The sequence below is a fragment of the Lactiplantibacillus sp. 7.2.4 genome, assembly GCF_018991185.1.
Classification (GTDB): Bacteria; Bacillota; Bacilli; order Lactobacillales; family Lactobacillaceae; genus Lactiplantibacillus; species Lactiplantibacillus pentosus.
Map to the genome: position 1 here is coordinate 1 of NZ_JAGYGS010000073.1, position 14,713 is coordinate 14,713.

General features: G+C 46.8%; 13 protein-coding genes and 1 other annotated feature. Of the genes, 9 read left to right on the plus strand and 4 right to left on the minus strand.

Going from position 1 to position 14,713, the window contains the following annotated elements; genetic code table 11:
• Positions 1-190: 190 nt before the first annotated feature.
• The gene (locus tag KGF70_RS14970) at positions 191-706 is read left to right on the plus strand and encodes a hypothetical protein (RefSeq protein ID WP_120769605.1); all 516 of its coding nucleotides are present in this window, start codon (positions 191-193) and stop codon (positions 704-706) included.
• Between the two features lie 188 nt (positions 707-894).
• Here the strand turns inward: KGF70_RS14970 and KGF70_RS14975 are convergent, their stop codons facing one another.
• The 4 genes from KGF70_RS14975 to KGF70_RS14990 form a co-directional block, all read right to left on the minus strand.
• Positions 895-1,512 (minus strand): sugar O-acetyltransferase, encoded by a 618-nt coding sequence (locus KGF70_RS14975; protein ID WP_003637596.1) that lies wholly within the window; start codon positions 1,510-1,512, stop codon positions 895-897.
• Positions 1,513-1,515: 3 nt separating this feature from the next.
• Positions 1,516-2,661 carry an MFS transporter gene (locus tag KGF70_RS14980; protein ID WP_216769309.1) on the minus strand — a complete coding sequence of 382 codons (1,146 nt, stop codon included), beginning with the start codon at positions 2,659-2,661 and terminating at the stop codon, positions 1,516-1,518.
• A 3-nt stretch (positions 2,662-2,664) separates the two neighbouring features.
• Positions 2,665-3,456 carry a Cof-type HAD-IIB family hydrolase gene (locus tag KGF70_RS14985; RefSeq protein WP_216786483.1) on the minus strand — a complete coding sequence of 264 codons (792 nt, stop codon included), beginning with the start codon at positions 3,454-3,456 and terminating at the stop codon, positions 2,665-2,667.
• Between the two features lie 69 nt (positions 3,457-3,525).
• Positions 3,526-4,398, minus strand: a complete 873-nt coding sequence (locus KGF70_RS14990) for an AraC family transcriptional regulator (RefSeq protein ID WP_216769311.1) — start codon at positions 4,396-4,398, stop codon at positions 3,526-3,528.
• 159 nt (positions 4,399-4,557) lie between these two features.
• Between KGF70_RS14990 and KGF70_RS14995 the strand changes: the two genes are divergently transcribed.
• The 8 genes from KGF70_RS14995 (at position 4,558) to KGF70_RS15030 (ending at position 14,575) form a co-directional block, all read left to right on the plus strand.
• Entirely contained in the window at positions 4,558-5,373 is an 816-nt protein-coding gene (locus KGF70_RS14995; protein ID WP_216769313.1) for a Cof-type HAD-IIB family hydrolase, read from the plus strand.
• Between the two features lie 76 nt (positions 5,374-5,449).
• Positions 5,450-5,704, plus strand: a binding site (T-box leader).
• A 156-nt stretch (positions 5,705-5,860) separates the two neighbouring features.
• A complete protein-coding gene (brnQ, locus tag KGF70_RS15000; protein WP_216769315.1) occupies positions 5,861-7,234 on the plus strand; it encodes a branched-chain amino acid transport system II carrier protein in 1,374 nt (457 codons plus the stop codon).
• Between the two features lie 42 nt (positions 7,235-7,276).
• Positions 7,277-8,461 carry a cation:proton antiporter gene (locus KGF70_RS15005; RefSeq protein ID WP_216769317.1) on the plus strand — a complete coding sequence of 395 codons (1,185 nt, stop codon included), beginning with the start codon at positions 7,277-7,279 and terminating at the stop codon, positions 8,459-8,461.
• A 61-nt stretch (positions 8,462-8,522) separates the two neighbouring features.
• On the plus strand, positions 8,523-8,909 hold the full coding sequence (locus KGF70_RS15010) for a GHKL domain-containing protein (RefSeq protein ID WP_253954883.1): 387 nt from the start codon (positions 8,523-8,525) through the stop codon (positions 8,907-8,909).
• The gene (locus tag KGF70_RS17840; RefSeq protein ID WP_216769319.1) at positions 8,910-9,656 is read left to right on the plus strand and encodes a response regulator transcription factor; all 747 of its coding nucleotides are present in this window, start codon (positions 8,910-8,912) and stop codon (positions 9,654-9,656) included.
• A gap of 984 nt (positions 9,657-10,640) precedes the next feature.
• The gene (locus KGF70_RS15020) at positions 10,641-11,807 is read left to right on the plus strand and encodes an MFS transporter (RefSeq protein ID WP_105919924.1); all 1,167 of its coding nucleotides are present in this window, start codon (positions 10,641-10,643) and stop codon (positions 11,805-11,807) included.
• Between the two features lie 391 nt (positions 11,808-12,198).
• A complete protein-coding gene (locus KGF70_RS15025; protein ID WP_216769320.1) occupies positions 12,199-13,350 on the plus strand; it encodes an acetyl-CoA carboxylase biotin carboxylase subunit family protein in 1,152 nt (383 codons plus the stop codon).
• Positions 13,351-13,354: 4 nt separating this feature from the next.
• The gene (locus tag KGF70_RS15030; protein WP_216769322.1) at positions 13,355-14,575 is read left to right on the plus strand and encodes an acetyl-CoA carboxylase biotin carboxylase subunit family protein; all 1,221 of its coding nucleotides are present in this window, start codon (positions 13,355-13,357) and stop codon (positions 14,573-14,575) included.
• Positions 14,576-14,713: the final 138 nt, after the last annotated feature.

Below are 14,713 nucleotides of genomic sequence, written 5' to 3' on the forward strand. Positions count from 1 at the left end.
GAAATAGAGCTTGATATGGAGATTGACGATAATCCTGATAGAAAACATAGATGTGAATTTTATATTTACAGTGAGTTGGGATTGATTGAGCAATTTGGTAGAAGCCTTATTCTGCTATCTGAAAATAAAAGTGACGATATCTCATTGAATATTAGAAATTAAATTAGGACCGGACAATAAAGAGGACAATATGAAAGTGGAAAAGTTGGAAAATAGTATTTCCAAAGAAGAAATGGAAATAGACTACTATGTACCAGTGTCGATTAGTTTTCCGGAAAACGATCTGGAAGCAGAAGGACTTTATTACTATAGGTTTATTAATAAGGAATATTCTTTTGTTGAATTTAAAATTAATTCTGTTAGTAAGAAAATTGTGAATGTAACAGTTACTTCTATCAATGATATTCAAAACAGTGATTTTATTTTTAATGGAAGCATACCCGAGGCTAACCCTATTATTAACATATATGAGTTCGAATATGGGGATGTCATTACTAACAATCGTAGTTTTGAATTTTATATAGGGGAGAAGAAAATATTCTTTATACTTGATGATGAAGAAATTTCTGCCATGATTATGATCTCAAATCACTTTTTTGCTCTTTTAAATCGTGAGAATGATATCGTTGGGGCGCAAATTGCCAATTTTAATGATGAGGACTGGAACGCTTTGGTCAGAAATTTAAAAGAAGCGGGGAAAATTTGAATCATTAACGTTTTAAAGTCATGTGATGAAAAATCCTGCAAAAAAATAGTGGCTTCGGTTATTTTATCGTCCGGTTAGTTCTTGGAAAAAACCACTAATGTGCTCATTTTGCGTAATTAATCATCAACAGCCCGTTGTGTTCTGCCGTAATCAGGCGAAACACAACGGGCTGTTTATTTGATTTGACATTAATCCAACAAACTCGGATCAATCTTACGGTCCTTAAAATAATATTCACGGTCATGATCACTGACCTGGCGTAAGATATGGGCCGGATTGCCGACAGCGACGACGTTATCAGGCAAGTCTTTGGTGACGATGCTGCCGGCCCCCACGACGACATTATCGCCGATCGTGATTCCAGGGAGCACGATGACGCCGGCACCTAACCAACAATTACGACCAATGTGGACGGGCATGTTGTATTGGTAAGCTTGTTCACGGAGGCTCGGCAGGATCGGATGGCCCGCGGTCGCAATGGTGACGTTTGGCCCAAACATGGTGTAGTCGCCAACGTAAATGTGGGTATCGTCAACCAGTGTCAGGTTGAAGTTCGCGTACACGCCCTTGCCGAAGTGGACGTGGTGACCGCCAAAGTTACTGCGCAGTGGCGGCTCGATGTAGCAGTTAGGACCGATTTCGGCGAACATTTTACTGAGCAGAATTTGCCGCTTGGTCAATTCACTGGGACGAGTCTGGTTAAAGTCATACAGTTGATCCAGGTAGCCGAATTGGCGTTTTTCCAGTTCTGGGTCGTTGGGTAGATAGAGTTCGCCCGTATGTAGGCGATCATTATTAGATGTCATGGTTTAAACTTCCTTTCGAGAATGGTGGGTCGCGGTGAGGATGGCTAGCCCACCTAAAATCAGCATGATCCAAATTAAAACATTGGCTGTGAGGGACTGAGGCCCCAACTGGCCAAGACCGTTCCAGACGAGTGGCGCGAAAAACGCACTGATGATCGTCGCAATCGTCAAGTAACTGCTCAAAACGTTGACTTGTGAGGCGTCTAAGCCGGTATTGCTGGTAAAGACTAGGTACGGTCCGGTGTAAGAGTAAATAAAGTTAAAGAACACGGCCGCGCCAATCGCAATCGTCGCGTTAGGCGCCAACCATAGGACTAGGACTGAGCCAGCCGCCCCCGCATAGCCTAATGTCAAGGTGTAGCGATGCAAGATTCGGTGTAGATAGCCAAAGGTCAGCCCGGCCAGCAAGCCACCAATGTTCATGGCGGCCAGTGTCAGATTGATCGTGGCAGCGTTGCCAAAATGGCGGGCGGCAAAGAAGCTGGGCAGTTTGAGCTGGACGCCCCAAATGAGCAGGTAAGTGATAAAGGTCAGTCCTAATAAAAGCCATTGATGACGTGGCAGACTGGCCTGTTCCGTGGTGGTCACGGGGGCCGCACTGGTCGGTTCCGGGACAAAACGGGCCACTAATCCCGCAATGATGACGAGCCCACCGTATAACCAGAAGACCGCGTGCCAGCTAATTCCGATCAACAGGCCGGCCAGACCGAGCAATACCGCGTTACCTAGTGCCGACAGTCCGGTCTGATACCCCAATAGTCGTGCCCGCAACTCACCCGTAAAACTGTGTGTTAACAGGCTGATGGCGTGCGGTGAGAAGAGCCCCACGCCTAACCCGAGACCTAAACGACTCAGCATGATGACCGTAAAGTTGGCGGTGAATGCAGGAATCAAACCCATCACCGCACTGAGTAAGAGGCCACTAATGACAACCGGCCGCAACCCCCAGCGATTCGTCAAGCGGGGATTGAGTAGCAGGGTAATCAGTGCGCTGCAATTCGCAATCGTGACGACCCATTCAATCAGCGTTGTCGGGACTCGTGGAAAAGCCCGTTTGAGCTGGGGAATGATGCCCGTAATGGCGGTCGTGATCCCAGTCACGGTGGAGAGGCTGAGAATGCTGACCGTCGTGGTTAACCGTGGTTGCATGACCTACGCCTCCAGCCAATGATTGATCCATTGTAAGACGCCTTGTTCTTGGTTTGACCCTGTCGTGGCGTTGGCGACCGCCGTCACGTCGGGTTGGGCGTTAGCCATCGCGACCCCGAAGCCAACTTCCCGCAGCATTTCTAAGTCATTACCACCGTCACCAAATGCGGCCATTTCGGCAAGGTTGATGCCTAAGACTTGGCCCAATTCAGCTAATCCGGCAGCTTTATTCATTTCCGGCTGGATAATGTCGATATCGCCGTGACCACTACTAGTTGGTTCGCCGAGGCCCACTAATTGGTCGCGCAATGTCGCAACGATGGCCATTGTGCATTCAGGCGGGCATGAGATGGCGAATTTCAAGATATCATCATCGATCTGGGCGTAATCATCGACGACGGCTAAGTGGTGATAGTAGTGCCGCATGTTAGCGACGTGGTCAGGGTCAGTCGTACTGAGCGTGTAGGCACTCTTGGCACCACAGACGAGTATTTTTAATTCTGGAATTGCTTGAATCTTATCCAGAATCGTTTGCACCGCCGCGGGTTGAAAGGCGTGTTGGGCGTAAACGCGCTCGGCGTCACGAATATAAGCGCCGTTTTCCGCAACGTAGATCATTTCCGGATAGTTCTTGAAGAAGGACTTCAATTGAAAGTATTGATTACCACTAGCGACGACGAAGCGGACGCCCCGCAGCTGCAGTTGTTGATAAAGTAACGCAAAGCGCGCCTCATCGTAGGTCATGTCATCGCGAAGAAAAGTCCCATCCATATCAGTTGCCATTAATTTAATCATTGTCAAAACTCCCGTCATTTATTTGATAGCCGTAGCTTACCACGGAATCGGCACAATGAAGGGACATTTTTAGAGGCAACTAGTATCAATTCGGTGATAGCGTGCGTAGGCTTGGCGGTAATCGGTCGGTGTCACGCCCTTCCAGGATTTAAAATTACGATTGAAGGTCTTGCTATTGGGAAACCCGCACGCCATCGCGATGTAGGCGACTTTGTGGTCCGTCTCTAACAGCAAGCGCCGCGCGTTCATCAATCGAATCAAACGCAGGTAGCGGTTGACGGACATCTGGACGTTGGCGTTGAACTGCTGATTCAATGTCGTCAATGAGACGTGAAATTGGTCAGCTAAAGTATTGCCGTCGATCGGGTCAGCATAGTGTTGATTGATGGCCGACATCACGGTATCGGTCAGCGTCTGGTTCGGGTTGACCGCCGGAGCACTGATTGGGGCCGTGAACGTTTCCCCCAGCGTAGCGACGAGCTGATAAAAGTGACTGAGCACTTTCAGCCGGACCAAGTCAGTCGTGGGCGTTGCGAGTAGGTCGTGAATGGCGACTAGGTGTTGACGTACCTGGGCGTAAGCCTGCGGGTGTTCGCTCGCCGAGGACGCGCCGTGTAAGGTCAGCTGCCAATTCGCACTGGCAGGGACCTGATGCTGGAGAAAAGCATCGTCAATAATCAAACCAAATTCGACCCAGTCCACCTCGGCAGGACCGCTGGCACTGTGTACGACGCGCCGATTAGTGGTCCAGAGATCGCCCGGTCGATACTCGGCGGTTTGCCCATCGGTGACGAACTTGAGCACCGTTCCGCTGACCAGATAGTTCAGCTCGATACCTTGATGCCAGTGGGGTGTCACCGTAATGTCGGTCAAGGGGTCGTGTTCATAGTATTTAAAAGGGAGGCGGGGAATCGTCTGGACCGCCTCATGTAAGATTTCCATTGTTAGGCCTCGTTTGAATAGTTTGTAAAATCGCCCCGCCTCCTTTTAAAAATCGACCATGTTGATCGTTCGGCTATGCTATATTGGAAGTAGCCCATCGTGGAAGCGGTGGCATAACTTAATTGTAACCGTATTCGCGGATGAAAGGAACGATAATTAATGACAATTAAACTAATCGCAATTGATATTGATGACACCTTGTTGAATTCCAAGGGTGAACTGTTGCCGAGTACGATTACTGCGGTCAAAGCTGCTCGGGATGCCGGCATCAAAGTCGTCCTCTGCACGGGGCGGCCGTTAGCTGGTGCCAAGCCATATCTGGATGCACTGGGCCTAGCCGGTGACGACCAGTACGTGATTACCTACAATGGCGCTGTGATCGAGAGTATCGATGGGCGCATCGTTGCCAAACACCTGATCGACAACGCCCATTACCGACAAATGACGGCGTTTGGCCAACAACACCACGTGCCGTTCAACGTCCTCGATGCCGAGAGTACGATTTATACCGCTGACCGGGACGTCAACTGGGTCACGGTCGTGCAGGCATGGGAGAACAAGGCCGGTCTGTTAGTACGCGACCCTGACGACTTGCCCGCTGACTTTCAGATTGCTAAGGGATTGTTCGTTGGGGAAGGTCCCCAACTGGATGCGGTGGAAGACCTAGTGAAGACGACCTTTGGTGATGAGCTGTACGTCGTTCGGGCCGCCACGAACTTCTTAGAATTGATGCACACTGGTGTCAATAAGGGTCAGGCGGTGCAGGATTTGGCCACTGAGCTGCAGATTCAAGCGGACGAAGTGATGGCCCTGGGCGATGAACAAAATGATTTGCCGATGTTTGCCTTTGCCGGGACCGCGGTCGCGATGGGTAACGGGAGCGCGGTTGCCAAGGAACACGCGGATGCGGTGACGGCGACCAACGATGCGGACGGGGTCGCGAAAGCCATCCGCAAATGGGCGTTGACCGATTAAGCACGTGATTTGCGAAAAAAGTGTTGACAAGTCCGCATAATGAGTTTATGGTTGCAAATATTAAAAATAAATGAGATTGAACGTGATGATCAGGAGAGTATAGTCAGCCTAATCTTAAGCGAGCCGCTGGATGGTGTGAAGCGGTGATGACACTGACTAGAAAGTAACCTGAGAACTGCTAATGCGACGTGATGAAGTGTTAGCTGGGTGCCCCCATTAACGGGCCAACGTATCGTGAGTCCTAGGCTGATGGCCTGACTGACCGTACGCGAAGGTGACGAGTGTGAACTCGTGACGAAGACAGGTGGTACCACGCGGAAGCGTCCTGACAAAATCAAATGATGATTTTGTCAGGACGCTTTTTTTAATCTCATGAGAGGAAGATGAACATGTTAGTAACGAGTAGTGATGGTGGTTTGTATCGAGTGTTAATGGTCACAATGACACAAACGGATGATTGGTGACCACTTGTAATGGAGGAAATGCGATGCAAACACAAAAATTAACGTTCAAACATTATCTGATTATTGGTTCCATGCTCTTTGGAATGTTCTTTGGTGCCGGTAACTTGATCTTCCCGATTCATTTAGGGCAACTCGCGGGCAGTCACTGGCTAACGGGTGGGTGGGGCTTCCTGTTAACCGGGACGCTGCTACCACTACTGGGTATTATTGCCATTAGCGTGACGCGCAGTAGTGGGATCTACGACTTGGCCCGGCCAATTGGCAAACGTTACGCGACGATTTTTATGGTCTTAACTTGCGCGACGCTGGGACCGCTCTTTGCGACACCCCGAACGGCGACGACCCCGTTTCAAATCGGGATTGCGAGCCACGTCAGTACCAGTCAGGCGCCGTGGTTCCTGTTCGCCTACTCGTTGATTTTCTTCAGTATCACCTACTGGGCGGCGCGGCGACCAACGCGCATCATTGATACGATTGGCAAGCTATTGAACCCAGCGTTCCTGATTCTGTTGGCGCTGATCTTTGGGATTGCGTTCAGTCAGCCACTGGGACAGGCAGATGCAACGCCAACTGCCGCCTACCAACACGGGGCCTTTCTAAATGGGTTCTTGCAAGGCTACAACACGATGGACGCATTAGCGGCCCTATTATTTGGGATTGCGGTCGTTACGGCGATTCGGGGCATCGGCCAACGTGATGCTGGGGCGATTGCGAAGACTGCGGCCAAGTCTAGCCTGCTGAGCATTAGCCTAGAAGCAGTGATTTACTTAGGGTTGATCTGGATTGGTGCGACCTCCTTGTCACAGTTCAAGTTGTCAGCGGATGGCGGAATTGCATTTGGCCAAATCGCGAATGCCTTTATGGGGGTTCCAGGTGAGATTATTCTCGCCATCATGGCGACCTTAACTTGCCTCACAACATCGGTTGGACTGGCGACGTCTTTTGCGGAAGCTTTACACGCCAAGTTCCCCAAGATTAGTTATGCGGCTTTCAACCGGCTTGCGTGTGGCGCCTCATTCATCATTGCCAACATTGGCCTGGATCAAATCATTGCGTGGTCGACGCCAATGCTGATGTTTCTCTATCCATTAGCCATTACCTTGATTATCCTGGCAATTGCGTCACCACTCTTCCAGCATGATCCAATCGTTTATCGGTGGACGACGGCGCTGACGTTGATTCCAGCCATTCTGGATGGAATTGCCTCCGCACCGAGCGTTATTACTAATATGCAGTGGGTCCAAACGCTATTGGCCTGGGACCAGCAGTACCTGCCATTGGCCAAGTTGGGCTTTGACTGGGCGTTGCCGGCAGCACTCGGCCTGTTGATTGGTCTGGGCTGGCACGTGGTTCGGCGGATGCAGACGGCTCACGCCTACAAAATTAGTCAGGATTAAGGTGTATGATTAGACTAAGACTTTTGATGGATGGGTGAGTGCATGGATTTTTTAGGAATACTTTGTTTGTTGATTTTGGCGACGACCTTAGCGGGACACTTTGCACATCGCGCGGGAATTCCGGCCGTAATTGGTGAGATCCTAGTGGGCGTCATTGTGGGTCCCGCAGTTCTGAACTGGGTCCATCTGACGACGCTTGTTCAGACGTTTTCGGATATTGGGGTCGTGGTGTTGATGTTCATCGGTGGTCTAGAGAGTAACCTCGCGCTGTTACGTAAATACCTGCGACCGGCAATCATTGTGGCGATCATTGGGGTCATCTTCCCGGTCATCATCATGGGCTTGGCAAGTCGCCTGTTCCAATTCAGTTGGTTCGAATCGTTATTTATTGGCGTGATTTTCTCAGCCACCTCGGTCTCGATTTCCGTGGAAGTGTTGAAAGAGTTCAAAGTACTCGACACGAAGGAGGGGGCGACGATTCTAGGCGCGGCGGTCGCTGACGACATTATCGGCGTGATCCTGCTGAGTATCATGATTGCGATGATGGGCGGCCAGGGCGACGTTGCACAGACCAATATCGGCGTCGTCCTCGTAGAACAAGTCGGCTTCTTCATCGGTGTGTTCTTGGTGATCAAATGGGTGGCGCCATACTTGATGGCCTTGAGCGACCATTTACTAATGGCGGCCAGCCCGACGATCATGGCAATCATCATCTGCCTGGGTCTAGCTTGGTTAGCAGAACTCGTCGGACTGAGTGGCGCGATTGGCGCGTTCTTTGCCGGCGTCGCGATTGCGCAAACGGATTACCAGCACGTGGTGGACGTTAGTATCGAACCAGTGGGCTACACGACGTTTATTCCATTATTTTTCGTCAGTGTGGGTTTGAATATGACGTTCAAGGGTGTGTGGCAATCGCTTCCGTTCATCGTGGTCATGACGGTGCTCGGGGTCCTCACCAAACTGTGGGGCTGCGGCCTCGGCGCTAAGGTCAATGGCTTCAGCCGCCGTAGCAATTATCTAGTCGGCGCGGGCATGATCTCACGTGGCGAAATGGCGCTGATAACTGCACAGATTGGCTTTTCAGCACACTTACTATCAAACGATTACTATTCGGATATCATTTTGGTTATCATTGTGGTGACGATGATTGCGCCGTTCGTCTTGAAGAACGCCATTCATCGTGCCAGTCAGATGACCGCCACACATAGCACCATTGAAGATAATTAAACACATAGATTGGGCGGTAAATTCCGCTGGAGACGTCGTGGCTGTGGGGCTGCGACGTTTTTTGGCTAAACAATGTGATGTCAAGCTAAATATTGAAATAGGTGACACTGATTTTTATCTCGGTCATGGGGTTGCTGCAGCAATGCGTATCGTGGGTAACTTGTTGGATAATGCAATTGAACAAGCAAAATTAATGGCCGATAGAGCGGTGACAGTTGCTTTTAATGTAATTGAAAATACATCTGAAATTTCGATTAGTAATTCTGTTGGTTCAGATTTTAACCAACACAAGATCTTTGAGACTGGCTATTCAACCAAGGGCAGCAATCGTGGCTTGGGCCTCGCAAATGTGCAAGAGCTTGTCGAACAGCAGCAGGGGTTCTATATGGAAATTGAAAGCACAAAAGGCTATGTCACAATGAGTTTAATTATTACGGAGGATAACTAGGTGTTACCGGTTTATATATTAGAAGATAATGAAGCTCAAAGAAGCAAATATACAAGTATCATAAACAATACCATCATGATTGAAGAATATGATATGCAATTGGCAGTAGCAACTGACGATTCGCAAGTTCTGCTGGACAGCATTGCAAGCTCCGAAGAAGGGTTGTTTTTTCTGGATATGGAAATTGGCAGTCAGCCCCAAGCAGGTCTGAATCTCGCAGATGATGTTCGCCATCGATTGCCGTTTGCCCAAATTGTATTCATTACCACTCATGAGGAGTTGTCTTTTTTAACTTTAGAACGGCGCATTGCACCGCTAGATTATATTTTGAAAGAACAAGGTCCAGATACTGTTAAGACGAAAATAGAAGCGGATATTCGTGCAACCATAGATATTCTTAAGTCGGAAGCGGAAGAACACAAGAATATTCTGGGATATAAGATTGGAACGCGCTTTTTTTCAGTCCCTGTCAAAGATGTTATTATGCTAAGTACTAGCAAAGAACGGCCTGGTATCGTGAGATTGACTGCTATAAATAAAGTGGCCGATTTTCCCGGTAATTTAAATAGTTTTGAAGGTAAATATAGTGACTTCTTTAGGTGTGATAAAAGTACATTAGTTAATCTGGATCATTTTCGTAGTTTTGATTACCAGAGAAAAGAGCTAACCATGATAGATGGTATCAAGTGCAGCGTTTCGCATAGAAAATCGCGGGAACTAAATAAAATTTTAAAAGAGGATGAGTAGCCTTCCTGGTTATTCAGAAAAAAGAGTTGTTACTTGTTGGTGGGTTTAAATGTAAAATTTTGCTCGAAAAATCACTGTGAAAAAGCGTTGTCGTGTATGGAAATTATAGAGATTAATATGTCTATATTGAATGGGTAGGCGACATCCAATATGGAACTGATAACTGTCGATTGTATTCAGAGGGGATATTAGATATGACCAAAAAAATCAGTATTGGACTGTGTGTATTTTTATTCGTGTTTATGGTGGTAACTTGGATTGTCTATCGAGAACTGCCATCTGAACTGGATGTATTATTATTTTTTATTTTCTTAGCAGACAGTCTCAGGTTAACATTCAATGGCAAGAGCGTTCAGAAATAGCCGATAAAAACCATACTTTGTTTGTAGGCAGTAAATGCTGCAACTGATCGTGCGGCTTTATGTTTATTGCAAAAGAGTGTCTCAAGCTTCTCAAAAACCGAGAAGTTTGGGACACTCTTTTTGTATTGAAAATAATCTGAAAAGCATCAACCAATACGGTCAGCTATTTACTGCATACACGGGATCGCCCTGTCCTTAATAATTAAATTGGATAATCTCTCATTTCTATTTAATCGTCGATGGCTAACAAACACTACTGTCTATTTTTATCACTGATAAGTATAATTGCTATTTAACATATAGAACACTTGGAAACAAGTAGTATCAGCGATTCGAGACGGTTGATTTTTAGGTTGATTAGTTATCTTAATCGGATGATTAGATTAAAATATATTGACAACTTTATAATCTAGTTTTAATGTTAATAACATCTAAAAGCTACTTACGATCTAAGTTACAGTGTTAGTCGTGCAAGAACGGGATGGGGTAGGTAGTGGATGTAAAGGCGGGCGCCACATTTCAGATTAACTGGTTTGTGTTTAGTGTTCATTTTGATGAGCGCTACTGATTTTAGAGATCAGCAATGTCTGCCTTGGATGCAAAAGGGAAAGGGGGTGGTGCTGTGGAAAGCGAACGCGTAGAGCTACAACTAGCAACTTCAAAATTTTCGTCGCTGGTCGGTACCAGTATTTTCAACGTGTTTATTAATGTGTGGGTGATTGACACATTTGGATCGGCACGGGTGTTGTCGCACGTCTTAAGTATTGCCGGTGTTTCATCACTGTTATTTTCGTTTTTAGGGGCCACAATTTCCAAAAAGCTTTATTTCATTAAGGCCATCAGGTACGCGGATGGGTTGTCGGCAATCTTTTGCTTAATTGCCGATGTGTTGCTGCTGACCACTAATTATCGACTGCCGATATTGTTGGCATTAGTCTTTACCTTGAATATGAACGTCGCGATGACCGGGCCGTCACTGAAAAGATTGATTGGTATTGCCGTATCGAAGGATAGAATCATCGGGTTTAACGCTGTGATAAGTACGGGGACAGAAACAATCAAGGTGGTTATGCCGATGCTAACCACGTTCCTTTACACCAATCATTGGCTGTCGCTAATTGGGACGATTACCTTGAATGGTATCTCGTTTTTTATTTCATTTTTATTTATCCGTGGCATCTGGTGTGAGTCTGAATCATTATCAGATGGGAACGGGGTGACTTATAAATCGGCTTTCGTCTATATGCTCAAAGCGCCCTTACTAGCCTACTTGATCATCGCTGGATTTTTCTCGAATATCTTCTTGTCGGGATACACGCTAATTATTCCAACGATCGCGATTAATAATTTTCATGATCATTCTTTATACGGCCTAATCGTGAGCATTGAATCCGCTGCGGCAATTTTAGGGTTGCTTTCGATTCGATATATCCATATTGATGAGCAAATATCGCGAGAGCGTTGGGGGCTAATCGTTGGTGGGCTCAGCGTGGGCGTCACTGGCATTTTCCTAACAAAAGAGGCGTTCATGCTGACTTCGTTCATACTTGGATTCTTCTATGCCAGGTATAATGTCGGCTTGCAAAGCTATATCCAAATTAATGTGAGAAATGAACTCATCGGTTATTTCTTTTCAATGATTTTTATCTGTGCGAGTATCGCAGTTCCAATCGGGAGCACGCTTTTCGGGTTGATTATCGACCAACATGCCATCGAAGCGCTGGCAATCATTAGTGCTGGCATTACCGTCATTAATGCGATTTGGTTCGTGTTGATCAGTAGACGATGATTCCAAATTGGTGTCAGGCTGAATGAGGTGAGAATTGGACTGTCGGCTGTTCCCGCAGTAGCCCCGATATTGAGTAAGGGTGATAGAACCAGCTAGTGGTGGCGTGAAAGGTGCTGGTGGCGCATATGGTGGTAGCGCGCGATTGATGCCGTACTTTGTTGAGGTAAATCTGTGGTGGGTGGCAGAAAGTCGGAAATATAAAATCGATTGGGTTTCAATTACATAAATAATTTGTCAAAGTCAACATTGATGTTCTGAAAATGAGTCATGAAGCGATTCGATACTGAATTAAAAAGATGGACACGACATAACGGAATTGATGACGGTCGCAAAACCAAGCGACGGGTTGGAACACGTTAAAACTATTTGCTGAAGTGAGGAGGTTGATATAATGAGAAAACAAGTTTTAGTTATCCAAGGCGCCGACTACACGCATCGGTCACTAGCGCCGTACGTTGACGTCAGTATTATCTGTACGAAGGCACATGCTGAGACCTTAGCTGCTAAGCAATACCGGCATGTTTTTATTGTGGATGATCTAGCTGATTTCGATGAGATTGAAAAGTTGAACCTCGGCGATTTTAGCTTTGACTTTGTCTATTCGTTCTCGGAAAGTTATCAGCAGTTGGCCGCCAAGATTGCCGATACCTATGCCATTGCGGGCTTTACGGAGGATGATATTCGTTTCTTGAATGACAAGCATCGTGTTCGTAATCGGCTAGATGAAGTCGGGTTAAGTCACTGTAAAAGCCGATCAGTTCATTCTAAACAACAGATTCTGAATTTGATCAGCGCCTTTAATTATCCGTTTATTCTCAAGCCTGATCATGGTATTGGCGGCCATGGTGTGCGAAAGATTAACTCATTACAGGATTTGCAGGATCTAGATATTGAAGATTTATCAGATTATGTCATGGAGACGTTTATTGATGGCACAGAATACAGTGTTGAAACTTTTTCAAACTTAGGTCAACATCACGTCTTGAATGTGACGGAAAAGATCAAAGATTCAAATATGAATGAAGTCGGGCACATTATTCCCGCGCGCTTAACGGCTGATGAGACGCAACGAATTGCCGCGTACATGACGCAAATAAATGATGCGTTAGGAATCAAGTCAGGGGTTGGTCACACTGAAATTATTGTGACTAAAGACGACCATATTGAACTAGTCGAAACACACATCAGAATGGGTGGTGGCATGATGGGCGTCTTGATGAACAACGTCTATCACTGTGACGTTGTCGCTTGTTGGGGAGATTTGATTGCCGAGAACAAATCCGTGAGTCACCTTCCTGATTGGAATGGCAGCTACAGTTCAATTATGTCAGTTTTCCCGACCAAACGTGGCGTGATTACGCGGCTGGACGTTCCGAATGATGACTCTTTTAAGACAATAATTCGAAAGCAGGTCGGTGATACTGTGGACGACATTGATAATCAGAATCGAATTCTTCAAATGATGGGCACAGATACCGACCCAGATCGGCTAAAAATGAATTTATTGCATCGGCTCAAACAAGTCATTGTAGAAATCGGGTGATGGTATGGAAATTGTTATTTTAGCGAACCTGTCGATAGCGACCTTAAGACTTGATGAATGGTTAACGGCAGATGATAATCACTATGACGTGGTGACGACCAGTAAGAAACGGGCAGAATATGCGGCCGCCAATTTTGCCGCCAACGTAACCCTGACTTATGTAGATGATTGGTATGCGGAAGCAGCGCTAGTCAGACAGATCCGACGCATTAACGACCATAATCGGATTCAGAAGATTATTTCGTTTAGAGAAAGAGATGTGCTAATTGCGGCTAGGTTGAGAAAGTTATTCAAGGTGCCTGGTCAGCGCATTGAAAACGCGATTTTGTATCGTAACAAGGTCAAAATGAAAAGTTACCTGCGTGAACATGGCATTCCAGTGACTGACTTTCAGGCGATTGACGATTTACTGGATGCGCTCTGTTTTATTGAGGTGCATGAAAACCAGTATCCGTTTGTCATTAAACCCGTTTCAGGCGGTGGTTCTGCAGATACGAGCGTTGTTCACAATGTCGCTGAAGTGATGGCAGCGGTGGCCCATCATTCTGGAGAGCCGCAAATGATTGAATCCTTTGTTGACGGGAAGATGTACCATATTGATGTCTTACGAGTTGATCATCAAGTCCGATATATTTCGACGGGAAGATACCTGACCGACTGCTTGGCCTTTCAGCACGGGGTGTCCACAGCGTCTGCTTTTTTACCGTATCGCACGAGCGAATCAAGTCGAATACTAGCATTTGCTAATGCAACGCTGGACGTGATGCCAGTGGAAAAAGACGCAATCTTCCATATTGAAGTATTTGAAAATTCAGCGGGGCAACTCGTTCTCTGTGAAATTGCCTGTCGGGCTGGGGGCGGCAGAATTGTGCCGTTGATTGAGCATAATAGTCATATTAATCTCTACAAAGAACTGTTGGTACATCAAATCGAACGCGATGAGTTAAGTGATTTGCGTGAAGGCCAGATGCATAATGATAAATATGCGGGCTTTGTGCTGACGGCGCCACGCCAAGGAACAGTAGTGGCGGCGCCCAAGCAAGTTCCGTTTGAGTATGTCGATGACTACGAGATTTACACTCAAGCGGGTACGGTGTATGGTGTTCCGAATTCCTCGGTCTTTGTAACCGCATTTTTCGATGTGCACGGCAGCAGTGTCGACGAAGTGAGCGAGAAACTGGCAGCGGTCGATAATTGGATGCAGCATAATTTGGCGTATCAGTAGCTGTTTGGCATATGCTGCGGGAGCCGATGAGTACTCCGGAAAGCTTGGGCAGGATGCGTCAGACCCAGGCAAGTCATGATTAAAATAATCCGATGTTTAAGCGGCTTCATCGTCTTTATTGGCGATGAAGCCGTTTTT

Coding starts and splice junctions, on each gene's coding strand:
- KGF70_RS14985 (WP_216786483.1), bottom strand. CDS start 3,456: ATGATTAAATTAATGGCAACTGATATGGATGGGACTTTTCTTCGCGAT.
- KGF70_RS14990 (WP_216769311.1), bottom strand. CDS start 4,398: ATGGAAATCTTACATGAGGCGGTCCAGACGATTCCCCGCCTCCCTTTT.
- KGF70_RS14970 (WP_120769605.1), top strand. CDS start 191: ATGAAAGTGGAAAAGTTGGAAAATAGTATTTCCAAAGAAGAAATGGAA.
- KGF70_RS15030 (WP_216769322.1), top strand. CDS start 13,355: ATGGAAATTGTTATTTTAGCGAACCTGTCGATAGCGACCTTAAGACTT.
- KGF70_RS14980 (WP_216769309.1), bottom strand. CDS start 2,661: ATGCAACCACGGTTAACCACGACGGTCAGCATTCTCAGCCTCTCCACC.
- KGF70_RS14995 (WP_216769313.1), top strand. CDS start 4,558: ATGACAATTAAACTAATCGCAATTGATATTGATGACACCTTGTTGAAT.
- KGF70_RS14975 (WP_003637596.1), bottom strand. CDS start 1,512: ATGACATCTAATAATGATCGCCTACATACGGGCGAACTCTATCTACCC.
- KGF70_RS15005 (WP_216769317.1), top strand. CDS start 7,277: ATGGATTTTTTAGGAATACTTTGTTTGTTGATTTTGGCGACGACCTTA.
- KGF70_RS15025 (WP_216769320.1), top strand. CDS start 12,199: ATGAGAAAACAAGTTTTAGTTATCCAAGGCGCCGACTACACGCATCGG.
- brnQ (WP_216769315.1), top strand. CDS start 5,861: ATGCAAACACAAAAATTAACGTTCAAACATTATCTGATTATTGGTTCC.